This window comes from Mucilaginibacter sp. KACC 22063, from assembly GCF_028736115.1.
Classification (GTDB): domain Bacteria; phylum Bacteroidota; class Bacteroidia; order Sphingobacteriales; family Sphingobacteriaceae; genus Mucilaginibacter.
In genome coordinates this window covers 175,907-193,426 of record NZ_CP117877.1, presented here as the reverse complement: position 1 = coordinate 193,426, position 17,520 = coordinate 175,907, and the positions used below count along the sequence as shown (strand labels likewise).

Annotated in this window: 16 protein-coding genes and 1 tRNA gene; 12 read left to right on the top strand and 5 right to left on the bottom strand. The window is 43.9% G+C overall.

Annotation, left to right across the window (positions count from 1 at the left end; translation table 11 throughout):
- Nucleotides 1-16: 16 nt before the first annotated feature.
- Complete coding sequence (locus PQ461_RS00910) at nt 17-1,039, top strand: asparaginase (RefSeq protein WP_274207736.1); 1,023 nt, start codon at nt 17-19, stop codon at nt 1,037-1,039.
- A gap of 7 nt (nt 1,040-1,046) precedes the next feature.
- Here PQ461_RS00910 and PQ461_RS00905 read toward each other — a convergent pair whose 3' ends face one another.
- Nucleotides 1,047-1,403, bottom strand: a complete 357-nt coding sequence (locus PQ461_RS00905) for a hypothetical protein (RefSeq protein WP_274207735.1) — start codon at nt 1,401-1,403, stop codon at nt 1,047-1,049.
- Nucleotides 1,404-1,633: 230 nt separating this feature from the next.
- On the opposite strand from PQ461_RS00905, the gene PQ461_RS00900 reads away from it, so the two are divergent.
- The 7 genes from PQ461_RS00900 (at nt 1,634) to PQ461_RS00870 (ending at nt 7,696) form a co-directional block, all read left to right on the top strand.
- Nucleotides 1,634-1,888 (top strand): GIY-YIG nuclease family protein, encoded by a 255-nt coding sequence (locus tag PQ461_RS00900; protein ID WP_274207734.1) that lies wholly within the window; start codon nt 1,634-1,636, stop codon nt 1,886-1,888.
- Nucleotides 1,875-1,962 (top strand) — tRNA-Ser (locus tag PQ461_RS00895). Before PQ461_RS00900 ends, PQ461_RS00895 begins: the two co-directional genes overlap by 14 nt.
- Before the next feature lie 726 nt (nt 1,963-2,688).
- Complete coding sequence (locus tag PQ461_RS00890; protein WP_274207733.1) at nt 2,689-4,146, top strand: rhomboid family intramembrane serine protease; 1,458 nt, start codon at nt 2,689-2,691, stop codon at nt 4,144-4,146.
- Nucleotides 4,147-4,240: 94 nt separating this feature from the next.
- Nucleotides 4,241-4,750, top strand: coding sequence for a hypothetical protein (locus PQ461_RS00885; RefSeq protein ID WP_274207732.1), 510 nt, complete (start codon nt 4,241-4,243; stop codon nt 4,748-4,750).
- Between the two features lie 698 nt (nt 4,751-5,448).
- On the top strand, nt 5,449-6,066 hold the full coding sequence (locus tag PQ461_RS00880) for a hypothetical protein (protein ID WP_274207731.1): 618 nt from the start codon (nt 5,449-5,451) through the stop codon (nt 6,064-6,066).
- Between the two features lie 3 nt (nt 6,067-6,069).
- Nucleotides 6,070-6,738: a hypothetical protein gene (locus PQ461_RS00875; protein ID WP_274207730.1), complete on the top strand. Its 669-nt coding sequence runs from the start codon at nt 6,070-6,072 to the stop codon at nt 6,736-6,738.
- Nucleotides 6,739-6,799: 61 nt separating this feature from the next.
- Nucleotides 6,800-7,696, top strand: coding sequence for a hypothetical protein (locus tag PQ461_RS00870; protein WP_274207729.1), 897 nt, complete (start codon nt 6,800-6,802; stop codon nt 7,694-7,696).
- Between the two features lie 480 nt (nt 7,697-8,176).
- Here the strand turns inward: PQ461_RS00870 and PQ461_RS00865 are convergent, their stop codons facing one another.
- The 4 genes from PQ461_RS00865 to PQ461_RS00850 all read right to left on the bottom strand — a co-directional run bounded on the left by PQ461_RS00865 (nt 8,177) and on the right by PQ461_RS00850 (nt 11,886).
- The gene (locus PQ461_RS00865) at nt 8,177-8,383 is read right to left on the bottom strand and encodes a heavy-metal-associated domain-containing protein (protein ID WP_274207728.1); all 207 of its coding nucleotides are present in this window, start codon (nt 8,381-8,383) and stop codon (nt 8,177-8,179) included.
- A gap of 84 nt (nt 8,384-8,467) precedes the next feature.
- On the bottom strand, nt 8,468-10,693 hold the full coding sequence (locus PQ461_RS00860) for a heavy metal translocating P-type ATPase (RefSeq protein WP_274207727.1): 2,226 nt from the start codon (nt 10,691-10,693) through the stop codon (nt 8,468-8,470).
- A gap of 81 nt (nt 10,694-10,774) precedes the next feature.
- Nucleotides 10,775-11,347 (bottom strand): helix-turn-helix domain-containing protein, encoded by a 573-nt coding sequence (locus PQ461_RS00855; RefSeq protein ID WP_274207726.1) that lies wholly within the window; start codon nt 11,345-11,347, stop codon nt 10,775-10,777.
- A 77-nt stretch (nt 11,348-11,424) separates the two neighbouring features.
- On the bottom strand, nt 11,425-11,886 hold the full coding sequence (locus PQ461_RS00850; protein WP_274207725.1) for a DUF3659 domain-containing protein: 462 nt from the start codon (nt 11,884-11,886) through the stop codon (nt 11,425-11,427).
- A 167-nt stretch (nt 11,887-12,053) separates the two neighbouring features.
- Here PQ461_RS00850 and PQ461_RS00845 point away from each other — a divergent pair, with 167 nt between their 5' ends.
- The 4 genes from PQ461_RS00845 (at nt 12,054) to PQ461_RS00830 (ending at nt 17,432) form a co-directional block, all read left to right on the top strand.
- Complete coding sequence (locus tag PQ461_RS00845) at nt 12,054-12,455, top strand: HYC_CC_PP family protein (RefSeq protein WP_274207724.1); 402 nt, start codon at nt 12,054-12,056, stop codon at nt 12,453-12,455.
- Nucleotides 12,456-12,583: 128 nt separating this feature from the next.
- Nucleotides 12,584-13,066, top strand: a complete 483-nt coding sequence (locus PQ461_RS00840; RefSeq protein ID WP_274207723.1) for a DUF3347 domain-containing protein — start codon at nt 12,584-12,586, stop codon at nt 13,064-13,066.
- Between the two features lie 236 nt (nt 13,067-13,302).
- Nucleotides 13,303-15,372, top strand: coding sequence for a multicopper oxidase domain-containing protein (locus tag PQ461_RS00835; protein WP_274207722.1), 2,070 nt, complete (start codon nt 13,303-13,305; stop codon nt 15,370-15,372).
- A 23-nt stretch (nt 15,373-15,395) separates the two neighbouring features.
- Nucleotides 15,396-17,432, top strand: a complete 2,037-nt coding sequence (locus tag PQ461_RS00830; protein ID WP_274207721.1) for a copper-translocating P-type ATPase — start codon at nt 15,396-15,398, stop codon at nt 17,430-17,432.
- Nucleotides 17,433-17,520: the final 88 nt, after the last annotated feature.

Sequence of the window (17,520 nt, the reverse complement as noted above, 5' to 3'; positions counted from 1 at the left end):
AACCTGAAATAGATACATGTGCCAGATAATGATCATCTATACCGGCGGGACAATCGGTATGATGAGTGATCCGAAGACAAATGTGCTTAAACCCATTAACTTTGAGCAGATAATGGACAATGTTCCTGAACTGGAACGGCTTAACTGTCGTATCAAGGTCCACTCATTTGATCAGGTGATTGATTCATCAAATATGAACCCTGCCATCTGGAGCCAGCTTGCAGGTTTAATTGAGGATAACTATGATGATGTTGACGGTTTTGTGATTCTTCACGGCTCTGACACCATGGCTTTTACAGCTTCAGCTTTAAGCTTTATGCTGGAAGACCTGAACAAACCAGTGATCTTCACAGGCTCGCAGTTACCCATCAGCGCCATACGTACAGACGCCAAGGAAAACCTGATGACCGCCATTGAGATTGCAAAGGCTAAAAAGAATGGCCAGGTACGCGTTCCGGAGGTATGTATCTATTTCGATTATAAATTATTCCGCGGCAATAGGGCCTTCAAGTACAACTCGTCAAAGTTTGAGGCATTCCGTTCGCCTAATTACCCTATACTTGCCGAATCTGGCGTACACCTGCGGTTCAGCGTTAATGATATACGCCATCCGCAAACCGACGGTAAATTAAAGATCCATAAAAAGCTGGTAAGCGATGTTGCCGTACTTAAGCTATACCCGGGTATAAGCGCTAAAGTGGTAGAAAACATCCTTTCGGCTGATGCACGCGGTATCGTAATGGAAACCTTTGGCGCGGGTAATACCAGTACCGACCAATGGTTCACCGACCTGCTTAAAAACGCTATCGACAGCGGTAAAGTCATCATAGATATATCGCAGTGCAAAGTAGGCACGGTTGAGCTTGGCCGTTATGAAACCAGTAAACAGCTGAAAGATATTGGAGTAGCTAACGGCTACGACATGACTTATGAGGCAGCCATCACCAAAGCCATGTACCTGCTTGGCCAGTATGACGATCCAAAGCTGATTAAAGAGCTGATGGAAACAGACCTGCGCGGTGAGCTTACTGTATCATAGTCTGCGGCTATTTACCTGCTGCGTAGTGTCCGTTACGTACCATATCCTTTACGGCTAAAGCCAGGAAATTTTTGCCCTGCTCGTCAAGTTCCTTAACCGGGCCCTGATGGTTAAAGTCGTATAAGATATCTCCATGGTCATCGGTTTCGGCAATCAGTTCATTTTCATCAAGGTTATACTTTGCGTAACCGCTTGGGCTGATATGCACAATAGCCGTTTGCTCTTTATTAAAAGCAACATTACCCCTGTATTCAATTTTTACTTTTTTACCGTTGCCGTTAGAAGTAATAACAGTATGCCTTCCTCCAAATCTGCATGCAGCAGCAATTAATGCGATGAATAGAATTGCGATTGATTTTTTCATGATATGCTTATTTATTAAACAAACATAAAACAAAACATAGTAATATGCAATACATAGTACTGTATTATTTTAAATTTATTACTGCTTCATCGTTATATCACAGATTATTATATTTTTGCAAACCTTTTAGGAGAGATGTCTGAGTGGTCGAAAGAGCACGCCTGGTCCAAAGGACTCCTTTGGAGAAAGTGAGTATACGTCAAAAGCGTTTAATGTATAAATTGTAACAAATGTTTTTCAGCTATATTTTAAAAAGCTTAAAAGATGAAAAATATTATTATGGCAGTACAAATGACGTTGATAAACGCTTAACGAAACACAATAAGGGCGAGGTTAAAGCTACCAAGCACAGAAGACCATTGAAATTGCATTATAAGGAAGAGCATTCAACTCGAAGTGAAGCATTCAAAAGAGAAATGTTTTATAAATCAATAGAAGGGTATAGATTTTTAAAAGATAATAATATAATCAGGAGAGATGTCTGAGTGGTCGAAAGAGCACGCCTGGAAAGTGTGTATACGTCAAAAGCGTATCGAGGGTTCGAATCCCTCTCTCTCCGCTGATTTTCATACCAAAAAAGAGTAAAAGCCCGCATTTCGCATGAAAACGGGCTTTTAATTTTCCGTTGAGCTGTTTTATACGCCAATTCGTAAGTTTTGGTGCGTAATTCGGTGAGTCATTTCGATTTTCGGCCTGACTCACCAGAAAGGGGTTAATTTACTGACTGACAGCCAGTCGAAAAATTGTCTCATGGGTGCCCTAACGTGGCCCTTATAGTATAAGCGGTCAGGATACTTAGATTTACGGCTCTGAAAAGAGAAGAAATAAACTGGTGAGTCATGCGGTGAGCCAATTTCGAAAACGAGCGTAATTAACTGAAAATCAAATGAATAACTTACAGGGTTCTGAACTCCGTTTTTATGGCAATTATTCAGGGAGAGAAAACTTCTGAATAGGGGTTTCTTTCTCAACCTGCAAGACTTCAGGGCGCAGCCCTTAGCGGTGTGATCAGGTCATTCGACCCGTCAGGCAACAAAAAATTACCCGGCGGGCTCTGCCATGCGGAGCCCCTTTTCGCCCCCTGTAACTATTGGAAATAAATCAGCTGATACAGGGGGGGCTTGCATATTAGTGATCGCTTCATTAACGGAGATCAATCTGGCTTTCTGATACGAACTCATGTGTTCAATTGCTTTGGTAACCAACACCGGAACAAAACAGTTTTTGATTGTTTATAAAAGCAAATGATTACGGGTGATATGCTAATGATTTTATACTTCAATTAATGGATAAAGCAGCGCAAACCATTTCTACTACGGGTCTTAGCCAAAAACATTGCCTGGTCACAGCATTTGAGTCGGTTAAGTCGTTAGGCTGGCGGATTCGTTTTGTTTCTGACGCAGGTGTCATCGCTTACACAGGTAACAGTGGGTTCTCATGGAACGGAGAAGTTACGGTTAGAGTTGAAGAAGACCAGTTGCGTGTTGAATGTGTTTCAACGTCAGCCATGCCCATTGATGATGGACGGAATGAAAGCGCTGTCAGGCAGTATGTTGGGGTTTTTGAAAAGTTAAGGACCGTGATAACGGAAGAAGAAGTGCGCCAGAAGTATAGATTATATGAGCAAGACTTTGTACCACCATATGAGGATACACTAAAGCCGGACATCCGGCCAAAGTTTAATCTGATCACCAGCTTCTGGGGGTTTTTCCGTCCGGCTAAAAACTATTTTTTTACGCCTGTGCTCGTGAGTTTGAACATCCTGATCTTCCTGACTATGGTTGGAAGCGGAATTTCATTCATAGATCCGAATGGACAAAGCTTACTAGCCTGGGGTGCCAATTCAACCGTCGCCACACTTAACGGACAGTGGTGGCGTTTGCTGACCAATTGTTTCCTTCACTTCGGCATCATACACCTGGCGTTAAATATGTATGCGCTCGTTTTCGTTGGCATGCTGCTGGAGCCTTTTTTAGGGAAAGCAAAGTTTTTGATTGCCTATCTGTTAACGGGGATAGCAGCAAGTGTGGTCAGTTTATGGTGGCATGATTACACCATCAGCGCTGGCGCTTCCGGTGCCATATTCGGGTTATATGGGGTATTCTTAGCTATTCTGAGCACCAATCATATTGAGCGCAGCATACGCAATGGTTTATTGAGCAGCATCGGCATGTTCGTTATTTACAATCTGGTGTATGGCAGTTTAAAAAGCGGTATTGATAACGCAGCACATTTAGGCGGACTGGTAAGCGGATTACTAATCGGCTATTTATATTGGCCAGCTTTGAGAAGGCCTGATGACACCAGAGTAAACCGGCTGGTAATAGGGGGGGCCATGATACTCATCCTTTCGCTTTCGGCATTCACTTACATCGTCCTCTCGCGCAGCGACCGCGTTATTTATTTTAAGCGAATGGAAAGCTTTTATCAGTTGGAAGAGAAAGCTCTTAAGGTAGTTGGACAGGAAGACAATAAAAATTCTGATGCCTTGCTGCCTGATCTGCAGCAAGGCATCAGCTATTGGCAGGAAGGAATTAGTTTGATAAATGAGTCGGATAAGCTCAATGTGTCATCCAGTATTCATAGCAAAAATCGTCAATTGATTAAATACTGTCAGCTAAGGATCAAAAGCTATCAGATCACTTACTATGCCTATCAAAACGGAACTTATCCTGATCAGAAGCAAGTCTTCGAGATCAACCAGCAGATTAAAGAAGTTATGAATGAATTATCATCAAGATAAATCAGATAGCCGAACTATACGATGGACTAAAGCTCGAGATGCTTAGGTAAATTCAACAAAACATTTGCTGGTTGCCAACGATTGTATTATTTCCATGGAAAGAAACAGTTTTTGGAGACTTTTTACGCTATTTATTGTAGCTGTTATGACTTGTTTTGCCTGTAACCATCGTGAAGCATCCCGTCAGCAGGTTGATAAAAACGCCTTGTTGGAATTGATTAAACAATTGTCCAAAACAGAAGGTAAAAATACATCGAATGCCAGCCGGGACGTATTACGAGATTATGCCAAACGGTATGAGTTGATTGTGGTTGACAGCATATTTAAGGCGGCGGATTCCAGCATGGTGCAGGTACGTGTGGTGCATGATAAGCAGTTTCCGCACATTGACATTCAGCTACCATCACAGTTAGAAAGACAGCTGACCTTTGCAGACTTTGCTCAACTTTTTGGTACAGGTGTAGAATCGCCGCGACCGAAGGAGCCCATTGGCTTCAGCGTCATGTATATTGCGTCTAAAGTTGGCGATATTCGCGTGATGGTTCAAAGTCATCAACCGCCGGATGTGCCTCATCCTCAAATTTATCAAATTTTGATACTGTAAATACCAATAGTCATAATGAAGTATTTGTTTCTCGTAATACAAATAGCCACAGTTGTACTGGGATGCTATTTTAACTCCAACATGGGTTCCGGCGCCGGCAATACTCATAAAATTGCATAAGTTCCTTCAGGCTATACCGGATCTTTTGATCTGTCCAGGTTACTGTTAAAAGAAAATGCTACGGAACTTTTGAAAGCCTATAAGATAAACACTGAAGCCGTAACAGATTCGGATGCAATCATGCTGGGCTCGACCGTCTAATAAGCCGAGCATCGGAAGCGTATCGATCAGGTTGATGACTTGTCCTTCGCAATCCGGTCTGCCACAATTAGCACTTAAGTGCCATAGAACAGCGATTCCTTGAAGTTCGGGTCAAAAAAATAAAACCATCAGTTTGTTATTCAGTTATTTAATATGCTATGTCGAGACTTTACTTGTCATTTATTCTTGTTTTATGTTCAGCTTTTTGTTCGGCCCAAAAACCAAGTGCTTTTCGTGGCGTCTTGTTAACTAAAATCACCTATCAAATTAAAAGTTCTGACACCACCCAAATTTTATATTGCAAAAACACTGTCGGCGATCAAATTGCTGTATACACTACTGAAGGAGGTGTAATTTCAGAGGCGAATGCTTACCGGTTTAGTGAAGGCTCGCACGGTTTGTTTCTTTACCGCCAGCCACTCCTGTCTAACCAACAAATGAAAGATAGCTTAGAGGTAGCATTTAAAGATAACTCACATACGGTAGTGATTAACAGAACCGATCGTTATGTGCTTTTTCCGGCATATTATTCGCGCTTTAAAAAGGAAGTTTACAGAAGACATTCCATCAGGGCCCTTGTTGACCTGCTTGCTGATGCTATTGGCAATTATTCTGTTTCGGACCTTCTCTATTTAATCAATTACACCCCGCATTTCAATAAGCGAATTCGTAGTACCACCATAACCACTCAACGCAGCCAGGCCGATATGACAGACACGTGGACCGGAAAATATTACTATAATACTCAAGGTCTGCTGGATTCAGTGATAGCCTACAGCGGCAAAGAGGTGCGCTTTAGCAAAAAGGTAAAATATAATGGCAGTAAGAATGCGCGAAGCCACGCTTTTTACAACATAGAAAGCAGGCAAATAGTTAACCGTTATATCACCCATGATATACCTAACCGTTCAGTGCTGAAATGGGAAGAAGACGTATACGAGACCGGCAAGGATCTTGAAACACATTTATCCATAACCCTAAAATTAAAGGATCTGGGTGTAATGCATAACCCTAACCTGTCAACTGCTGAAGTTTTGAAAATTGTAAAGAAATAAGTAATGAATATGAAAGTAAATATATCCGCTGTTTTAGCCCTGATTATCTTGCTATTCTCCTGCAAGGATAAACCGAGAACCGATCTGGCTAAAATAACTTTTAAAGAGCCAGCAGCAGATCTCATTAACTATGACGATAAATATGTAGGGGGAATTGACAATTTCGAGGCGCCGATGTCATTTGCCCTCCAGGGCACAGCGCCAAATTCTTTTGCCTTTAATGGCGTTAAACTGGATAGCGCTGATATTACCTTTCAGTTACGGTCAGACAAGATCAGAAAAGATACGCTGCTTTATCAAGGAGGGGCAACGATAGATCAGGAGCATATAAAAAATTCAGCCGATCTGAAAAAATTACTGAATAAGTACCAGGCGGATAGTGTGATCTACGCCTACCGTGTCAGGTTAAAAACACCGGAGATAAAATCGTCAATCTTAACGCAATTGATTAAATTATACGGCCCTGGTATAAAGAACCCAAACACGGACAATGGACTGTACTGGAACCTGAAAAATCAGCACCGCTTTATTTTTTTTAACCCTGATTACAGATCGCTGATTGTGGTTGACAACACGAATCTTTCTAAGACCTGCTATTGGGATCCTACTACCGGAAATATAGATATGGGTGGCTGTGATATAGAACAGTATAAAGCAAATATTTTGAAATAGACCGAATTGCATGCTGATATGGCAACTGAAGTCACCTGGCGAAATCCTCAATCAATTAAAAATGAATAAAAACCTATTGCTGCTACTTACAGGCTTGTTTATTTACAGCGGATGTAATTCAGAAAATAACATGGCCTCAGCTCCTACGCCCATCATCATTAAAAAAAAGGCAGACTACAACACGAATCAACCCTATTACCAATTAGACTTTAAAGCGGCATTTTGCAGATTCGAAGTTGCGGTTAATGATGTCACAGTGTTCAACATGAGCATTGCCGGACAAACTTCATCATTCATTCCTATCAACGCCGCAATTTCACAGAGTGGCAAACAGGCAATCGTTGTAAAAGTGTATCCGCTTAATGGTGAAAAGGCGCTACATCGAAGCGCCGAATTCAGCTATAACATCAAGGTTTTTGATGCCTTAAAACAACTGGAGTTTAAAGAGCAACTTTCAGGAGAATATGCCATTCCTAAAATTGACCCGGCAAAAAAAATACCTTTCCTTACCCAGAGTGCTTTTTTTGTAGCTAATGTACCCTACAACATAATAAGCTACCAGGACGGCGCTGACCTCAGACGCATTACTAACTTAAAAGACAAATTACAGGGCGCTTACCAACAATTAGCCAGGATTATTGCTAATAAAGAGATGGGAAAATTACAAAAGCTGATTGCTAACCGTGAGCACGTTGTCGGGGTAACAATGTATTTAAACAAGGAGGAAACAGAAGCTAGAATCAAGGGCTTAACCCGGGACTTGGGGGCTGGCTTTAAATTGTTACCGATACCATCAGATGCTATTATTAAAATATCTGGTAACGGCAAGTTGGCATCTTTGGTCAAACCCAACGGTGACGCTGCCATAACATTGATAAACACCCAAACCGAAGAAGAAATGAACCTGGAGTTTTCCTTTTACATACCAAAGGGAAAAACAGAACTGGAGATCATCTGATAAAAAATAATAATTGACAGTTTTTCAATTGACGATAAGGGTTTGTCAAGATTAGCTAATGAACTTTTTGTAATCTTTTCAAACATATAAACCTTTTATTTACAAAGGGGATTTCCACTTCACAAACCACCTTTTCTATACTGACATAAATCGTTTTATACACTTTGTTAGCGGTCTTTCGCAGCTTTTTTCCGGCAGCTTTAATAACTTCAGCAACTGATGATAAGCAAATTCACTTCCTGGGTGCAAAAGTAAATTTTCTATTATAGATGTGGATTAACAAATACTTGTAGTTGGTTTAAGATGGATCACCTGACGTTATTGAGCCACCCTAATTTTCCATTATGACATCACGTGGCTTTCGCTGAAATTTGAAGGTGTTATATAGTAAAAAGCCCTTGCGGTATTGCTAAAGGGCTTTTTACGCTATCAGTGATTGATGATAACAAAGGTGCATATCTGCTTGTGCACTCATTTTATTTACAATTGTTCTATCTTAAATCCGGCCGCTTGTACTTTGCTGACGATTTCATCAAGAGTGACGTTACTTTCAACTGTCAGGATCTTTTCGGGTACGCCGGTTTCTACCTGCCAGTTTCCTTCACCTACAGCTTCATTTAATGCTGGAGTTACCTTGGCGATACAGCCACCACAATTGATATTTGTCTTAAATTTTATAGTTCCCATTTTATATAATTTATAATTCAAAATTAGTCTATATCAAGGTTTTAGATTTACAGGATAAGCGCGATTTGTTATAAAATAATCGGGCTAAATTTTGATTGTTTTTAAACGCAGGCTGTTACTCACCACCGATACTGAACTCAAAGCCATCGCTGCACCGGCGATCATGGGGTTCAACAGAAAACCGTTGTATGGGTATAGTATCCCGGCAGCCAGCGGTATCCCGATCACATTATAGATAAATGCCCAAAAGAGGTTTTGTCTTATCGTGCTTACCGTCTTCTTAGAAAGCAGGAGCGCTTTGGGTATCGACTGAAGATCGGATGTGATGAGCGTGATTTTGGCCACCTCCATCGCAATATCTGATCCTTTCCCCATGGCAATACTCACATCTGCCTGTGCCAGCGCTTCACTGTCATTAATACCATCGCCGACCATGGCCACCACTTTGCCTTTTGCCTGCAACGCTTTTATAAATTCCGCTTTATCATGCGACATGACCTCAGCTTTGAAGTTTTTAATACCCACCTCGCCAGCTATTGCCGCGGCTGTCTGCACATTATCTCCCGTCAGCATAAACACCTCCACGCCATTTTGCTGCAACTGTTGGATGGCGTTTTTAGAATTGCTTTTTACATTGTCAGCTATAGCTACAATAGCCAGGCAGTGACGGTCATCACTGAAGTACACCACCGTTTTGGCGGATGCCTGTAATTCATCTGCTCGTTGTTTTAATAACGGATCAACTGCAATGGCATTCTCTTCCATTAGCTTGCCATTGCCAAACAGGTACCGGCGACCCGAATATTCCGCTTTAACGCCCCTTCCGGTCAGACTTTCAAAGTTCTGCAATGCAAGGTCCTTGGTAGCTTCTACCGCTACTACTACAGCTTCTGCTAGAGGATGTTCAGAACGGGATTCCAAACTGTAAAGAATTTGACGCAACAAAAGATCATCAGCCAGTCCGTTCAGCCAAGCTATTTCTGTAACCCGGGGCTTGCCTTCGGTGATCGTTCCGGTCTTGTCCAGGACTACGGCGTTAACCTTATACCCCAATTCCAGGCTCTCAGCATCTTTAATTAAAATATGGTTCTCCGCACCTTTACCTACACCTACCATAATAGCCGTCGGCGTTGCCAGGCCCAGAGCGCAGGGACAGGCAATAACCAAAACAGTTATCGAAGTAAGCAATGCATGGGTAAATGCACTATCGCCACCAAACAGCATCCAAATAGTAAATGTCAAGACGGAGATCACTAGGACTACAGGTACAAAAATGCCGGCGGTCTTGTCGACTAACTTCTGCACCGGTGCTTTGCTACCCTGTGCTTCCTGTACCATCTTAATGATATGTGCGAGCAAAGTATCGCTGCCGATCTTTTCTGCTGCAAACTGAAAACTTCCTTTCTGATTGATCGTACCTGCAAATACCTTTTCTCCGGCCGTTTTTTCCACCGGTACAGGTTCACCGGTGATCATGCTTTCGTCTACAAAGGAAGTACCTATGCTTACCGTACCATCTACAGCGATCTTTTCGCCTGGGCGTACAAGAATGACATCACCCGGCACGACCGATTCAATCGGCATTACCTGCTCTGCGCCGTCGACAATCACGTGAACCGTTTTCGGTTGGAGGCCGATGAGCTTTTTAATAGCCGTCGACGTGTTAGACTTCGCTTTTTCCTCCAATAACTTCCCCAGGGAGATAAAGGCGATAACGACCGCAGCAGCTTCGAAATAAACATGTGGGTGAATACCTCTGCGGTGCCAAAATTCAGGATCGATCGTATTGAAGGCGCTAAAAATGAAAGCAATTCCCGTGCTTAGGGCGACGAGCGTATCCATGTTCGCTTTACCATGGCAGGCTTGTTTCCACGCACCGATAAAGAAGTTCCTGCCAAACCAAAATACTACAGGTATGGTCAGCAACATCGAGATCCATTCGGCGTGGGGTATATCCATAAAAAACATGCCGATTAGGAAAACAGGAAGAGCAAATACGGAAGACCATACAGTTCGTGCTTTTACCTCCAGGTATTTATTGTGCTGTGCTTCTTCCTGAGCTTTAGCAGGATCTTCAGCGTCTACAATCAGGTCGTAACCAACCGCCTGCACCGCTTGTTGGAGTGCCTTGGGGTTAGTTAGGGTATCATCATAGGAAGCCCAGGCCGTACTGTTAGCGAAGTTAACACCAGCGTTGTTAACGCCCGGCGCGGATTTAAGTATCGATTCCACACTCACCGCGCAACCAGCACAGGTCATGCCGGTAACGGGAAATGATCTCTTTTGATTATGAGTTGTTAGGGTTGTCATTGTTCAGTACTTTAATTAAACAAAGATCTGAAGTGTGAGCCCTTGAGCTTTATAGAATTGGCTAAGTGATTTATATCTTTTTCAGATAGCATCCAGCGAGCGGCGTGCGCTACCGGCAGATCTTGCTGCTTTAAACTGTGAGGGCGTTTGCCCGGTCACTTTTTTAAACTGCGCAGAAAGATGGGCAACGCTGCTATAGCCCAATTTATAAGAGATCTCGCTCAGGTTCATTTCATCGTAAAACAGCAGTTCCTTCACCCGTTCGATCTTTTGCTGAATGATATATTGCTCCAGGGTGATGCCTTCCACACCCGAAAATAAGCCGCTGAGGTGCTTATAGTCTTGGTTAAGTTCATCTGAAAGCAAAGCCGACCAGTTCACTTTGATATCCAGGTAGTCGCTATGATGTATTTTTTGAATGATACTGTTTTTGATCTGCTCTACTGTTTTTGACTTAACGTCATCCAACAATTCAAAGCCCAGTTTATTTAATCCCTCCGCCAATTCCAGGCGTTGTCTTTTATCGATGTCATTCCGTAAATGCACAAGGCCCAGATGAACATCGTCCACCTGGAGCCCGTGTTTGTTGAGTTCCTGTTCGACCACCATTTTACAGCGGTCGCATACCATATTTTTAATGAAGAGTTCGGTCATATAGCAAACCTAAAGGTCGCTATTTAATCTCAAAGGCATTTATACAATTATGCCCGATCTTTATAAAATAAGTGGCGTTAATGTACCGGATGTTGATTGGCTTGCTTTTTTAGAAACAAACAATGCGCGGCGCAGGCATGCAGTTTATAGTTCTTGTGTGTAGTGCCCAGATTGTGCCCGGCAGGATCCAGTATCTCACATTCCCCGGCATCTTTATCTTTTACTTTCAAAACCTGCTGTCCTTCGTTGTTGAAATAAAAGCCGTTCTTCGCTGCTTTTCCTAATTTGTTGCCCTTGGCATCGATCACGTTGCCATCGCGGTCAATAAAATAGACTTTATTGCCCTTGGTATCCCTTACGATATCGTCCTTGCTGATATAGCCTAATAAGGTTCCGCCATGGTCGTGTATCTCGCCTTTCTTGTTGATATGAATTTCATTGGCTGGCACCGCTTTCGGTTCGGTTTGCGCAGACGCAGGTGCAAAACCATCAATGATCAGGGTGGTTATGGCCCATATTAAATGGATCGCTTTTTTCATGATTGTTTTTAAGTCAAAGTAAAGCAGGCGGATAAGCAATCATATTGATCATCGTCAATTATTGAAATGATTGACAACATTATCGGGACTTCATAAATTTGGTTATTTTGTAAATACTATAGAAAATTATATAAATCGCTTTCCGTTATGTTGATGATATTTGTATCGTGATCAAAAAGCTGTTCATAACCTTTTTAGCCGTGCTGTACCTGGGCGTTTCTTCCGGGGCAACGCTGCATTACCAGTACTGTATGGGCAGGCTGGTCAAGGTATCGCTATGGCACAGTCACACCGAAAAATGCCATACCTGCGGTATGGACCTTAAGGCAAAATCAACTAAAAACTGCTGTACGGACAAGCACCAGCAGCTCAAATCGGATAAAAGCGGTTCGGTCACTTATAGCCAGTTTACTTTGGGCACTGGCGCGGTTGTCCTGCCGTCATTTCCTTTCTTCGGATCACTGCCTTATCCTACTGTACCTCTAACGGTGCAGCACCCGGTAAGCCAGGCACCGCCTTCCGTCCCGGCTGTCCCTGTATTTTTACGTAACTGCGTTTTTCGTATCTGATCCCCATTCTATTTCTTCGACCCTCAAGAAACTGATGATCCTTTGGATCATCTATTCCTATGCAAACTTATTCGAAACAATAATTTCCTGTTAACAGGAATTAATATTCATTTATAAAATTTAAGAACATGAAAAAGCTTCAAATTCTCGCATGCGCCTTTGTGGTGCTATTATCCTTTACCCAAGCAAAAGCACAAATTAATACTTCCAAAGACGCGGTATTGACCGCCTATTACGGCGTAAAAAACGCCCTGATCAATAGTAATGCGGCTACTGCAAATGCCAAGGCAAAGGAATTTCAAAGCGCGGTCAGCGCTCTTACTGCCGATCAATTAGCCGAGGCTCAAAAAGATAAATTATTGTTTGATGCCCGTCACATCGGCGAAAGCAACGATATCGCCCATCAGCGCGAACATTTTGCCAAACTATCGGAGAATATGTACGCGCTGGTAAAAGCCGGTAAGTTCAACAGCGCGCCGGTTTACCGCGACTATTGCCCGATGAAAAAGTCTTATTGGCTGAGCGAATCGGCAGCCATCAAAAACCCTTATTACGGTAATCAAATGTTAACCTGCGGCGAGGTCAAAGAAACTTTACCCGCAGCACAATAAAATATACGGGCCGGAGTGAAAACTTCGGCCTGTTTTATACCATGAAAAAATTAATTTTAGTTATCGTTCCATTTTTGCTTTTTGGAGTAGCCTATGCGCAGCACTCCATGATGGGGATGGGCGGCCCTACTGAAAGCAAACATCTTCCGCTGCATACCAGGATCGACAATCGGGACGTCTATCACCTATACATTAATGATACAACGGTCAATTACACTGGCAGGCAAACATCGGCGATGGCGATTAACGGCAGCATACCTGCGCCGACGCTGGAGTTTACCGAGGGTGATACGGCGGAGATCTATGTGCACAATGAAATGATGATGGAAACTTCCATCCATTGGCACGGTTTGATCTTGCCTAACCGTTACGATGGCGTGTCGTATCTCACCACAACGCCCATTCTTGCCGGGCAAACACATTTGTTTAAATTTCCATTAGTGCAGCATGGCACCTATTGGTATCACTCGCATACCATGACACAGGAACAAAGCGGACTGTACGGTGCTTTTATTATCCATGAGCGTAAGCCTCAGCCAATGAAAAAATATACTTTATTGCTGAGCGACTGGACGGACGAGAACCCGGTGCAGGTGCAGCGTCGCTTGCATAATGCTACCGACTGGTATGCCATTCGTAAAGGGAGTACCCAAGATTATCTTGCTGCTTTGAAAACAGGGCACCTGAAAACCAAGCTGACCAACGAGTGGAAGCGTATGAACGCCATGGATGTAAGCGATGTTTATTACGACAGGTTTTTGAGCAATGGTAAAGTTGAGGCCAAAGCCCCGCAGTTCAAGGCAGGCGAAAAGGTTCGTTTACGGATAGTCAACGGCAGTTCGTCTACCTATTTCTGGCTGAAATGGGCCGGTGGAAAGATACAGGTGGTAGCCAATGATGGCGAAGATGTGCAGCCCGTAGACGTTGACCGAATGATAATAGGTGTGGCGGAAACCTATGATGTGGTGGTTACCATTCCGGCAGATGGCAGCTATGAATTTCTGGCGACGCCAGAGGACCGCACAAAGTATACTTCACTTTGGTTAGGAAATGGTTCTAAGCATCCGGCTAAAAAGATGGCACGTTTGAAGTACTTTGAAGGCATGAACATGATGAACGACATGATGGACATGCAGGGAAATATGAAAGAGATGAAAGGTATGGTGATGACAAACCAGGCCATGGACATGAATACCGTGATGTATCCTGAAATATCCGGCGAAGATGAAAGTAGGGTAAAGGACACGTCTAAACCTATGCAACCTATGGCGGGCATGGATATGGGCGCAGGCAGCGGCGATATCGTTACCTTAAATTATAACATGCTCAAGTCTCCCCACGTTACTACTCTCCCGAAGGGGCCCACTAAAACGCTCAACTTTGAATTGACCGGCAACATGAACCGTTATGTCTGGTCGATCAATAACAAAACCGTTTCTGAATCGGATAAAATCCTGATCAAACAGGGTGAGAACGTCCGCATCGTCCTGTACAACAATACCATGATGCGGCACCCCATGCACCTGCACGGCCATTATTTCCGTGTATTGAACGGACAGGGCGACTATGCCCCGCTTAAGAACACGCTGGATATTATGCCGATGGAACGGGATACCATCGAGTTCCGGGCGACGGAAAGTGGCGATTGGTTCTTTCACTGTCATATCCTGTACCACATGATGAGCGGTATGGGACGGATCTTTAGCTATGAGAATTCACCGCCGAATCCGGAAGTTCCCGATCCTGTAGCCGGTTTTAAAAAGGTAGCTGCCGATGATCGCCAATTTTACGCTTCCGTAAAATTAGGGTTGGAAAGTAACGGCAGCGACGGCAACGCAGCATTGGCCAACACCCGCTGGAAGTTTTCGACGATGTGGCACCTGGGAATTAACGACACCAAAGGCTATGAAAACGAGACCATGTTCGGGCGTTACTTCGGCCGGATGCAGTGGCTTTATGGATATGCCGGCTTTGACTATCATTACAAACGCACAGATGAAGTGGAGAAAAACATGTTTGGCCAGGTTAGCAATAAGAACAACCGGCACACAGCTGTAGTCGGTTTAGCCTATACACTGCCCATGTTATTTGTAGCAGATTTCCGTGTAGATGGCGATGGTAAATTTAGGTTTCAGCTTGGGCGGGAAGATATCCCCCTAACCAACCGGTTGCGTATGACGCTGATGGGTAATACCGACAAAGAATACACCGCCGGATTACGCTATATCGTGAATAAAACCTTTTCCGTATCCAGCCATTACGACAGCGATATGGGACTGGGGGCAGGATTAACATTGACCTATTAAAAGAATCATTAAAAACAAGCATTATGGAACATCAGCACCATGTGACCGAAAACTCAGCTCATAAAAACAAGCATCATGATATGCATCACCAGCAAATGGGGCATGGCGGCCATGACCACAACGCCATGATCGCTGATTTCCGTAAGCGTTTTTATCTCGTACTGGTATTGACGGTTCCGATCCTGCTTTTGTCACACATGATCCAGCAGTGGCTGCACTTGCCGATTAATTTCCCCGGCAGCCAGTATCTTCTTTTTTTATTGTCCACTGTAGTCTTTGTTTATGGAGGATGGCCGTTCCTGACCGGCTGGTTTTCGGAAATGAAATCGAAAAATCCGGGGATGATGACCCTGATCGGCTTCGCCATAACCGTAGCCTACGGCTACAGCACCGCAACGGTATTTGGATTGAAAGGCATGGATTTCTTTTGGGAACTGGCCACACTCATCCTCATTATGCTGCTTGGTCACTGGATCGAGATGAGGTCGGTCGCCGGCGCTTCGCGCGAATTGGAACTACTCGTCCAACTGATGCCCTCTACTGCTCACCTGATCAAAGACGATGTCACAACGCAGGTACAAACAGAAATATTGAAAGAAGGCGATCTTATCCTCGTCAAACCCGGTGAAAAAATCGCGGCAGACGGTCTGGTTGAAGAAGGTGACAGCTACCTGAATGAATCGATGCTGACGGGCGAATCTCAGCCCGTTCAAAAAACAAGGGGACAAAAAGTGATCGCTGGTTCGGTAAACGGCAACGGTTCATTAAAAGTTCGGGTGACTCATAGCGGTAAGGATTCCTATCTCTTCAAAGTCGTTGACCTGGTGCGAAGCGCACAGGAGTCTAAATCCAATACACAACTCTTAGCGGACAAAGCCGCACGTTGGCTGACCATCATTGCGCTCTTGGCGGGTATTGCTACGTTTATTGTATGGATAAGTCTGGGCCGCGATATTGCCTTTGCCATGGAGCGCATGGTTACCGTCATTGTGATCTGCTGTCCCCATGCGCTTGGCCTGGCTGTACCGCTGGTAGTGGCCAGATCAACTGCTATATCGGCACAGCATGGCCTGCTGATTAAGAATCGGACCGCTTTTGAAAACTCCCGCAAGATCACCTCCGTGGTATTTGATAAAACCGGAACTTTAACCAAGGGGAAGTTCGAGGTATCGCGGATTGTTATCATAGGTCAACAGGCTAAAAATGAAGATGAACTCATTCGTTTTGCCGGGACCCTCGAAGCTAACTCTGAGCACCCCATTGCAACCGGGATCATAAGCGAAGTAAAGAAACGAAATCTGACCCTGCCGCAGGTTTCAGATTTCAGGGCGATCACAGGTAAAGGTGTAGAAGGAGTGGTAGATGGAAAACAGGTTAGGATCGTTAGTCCCGGCTATCTTAAAGAAAATAATTTGCAGCTGCCTTCGGATTACAGTGCGGCTGGTAATGAGACGGTGGTATTTGTGTTGATCAATGATCAGCTGGCCGGTTTTGTGGCCATGGCTGATGCGATCAGGCCGGAATCGGCAAGCGCTGTGACCACATTACACGATAACAATATCCGGTCAATTCTGCTCACCGGGGACAACAAGCAGGTGGCCGAAAGTGTCAGTAAACAACTGAAAATGGACGGTTTTTTTGCGGAAGTGCTGCCTCATGAGAAATTAGAAAAGATCAAGGAACTTCAGAGAAAAGGCGAATTTGTGGCGATGACTGGCGACGGGGTAAATGATGCCCCGGCGCTTGCCCAGGCCGATATTGGCATCGCCGTAGGATCCGGCAGCGATATTGCTGCGGAAACCGCCGGGATCGTTTTGGTGAACAGTAACCCTCAGGACATTGTGAACCTGATCTTGTTTGGTAAATCCACTTATCGGAAAATGATCCAGAACCTGGCTTGGGCGACCGGTTACAATGTAATAACCATACCGCTTGCCGCTGGCGTATTGTACAATCAGGGCATCTTGTTAAGCCCGGCAATTGGCGCTGTGCTGATGACCGTGAGCACGGTAGTGGTAGCCATCAATGCTAGATTATTGAAAGTAAAAATACCACAATAGAAGGTCTCTGATGACGGCCTTCTATTATGATATTTTTCAAATGTCAGCCGGTTTCATAGTAACTGCAAAAGGAATTGGATAAAAAGCA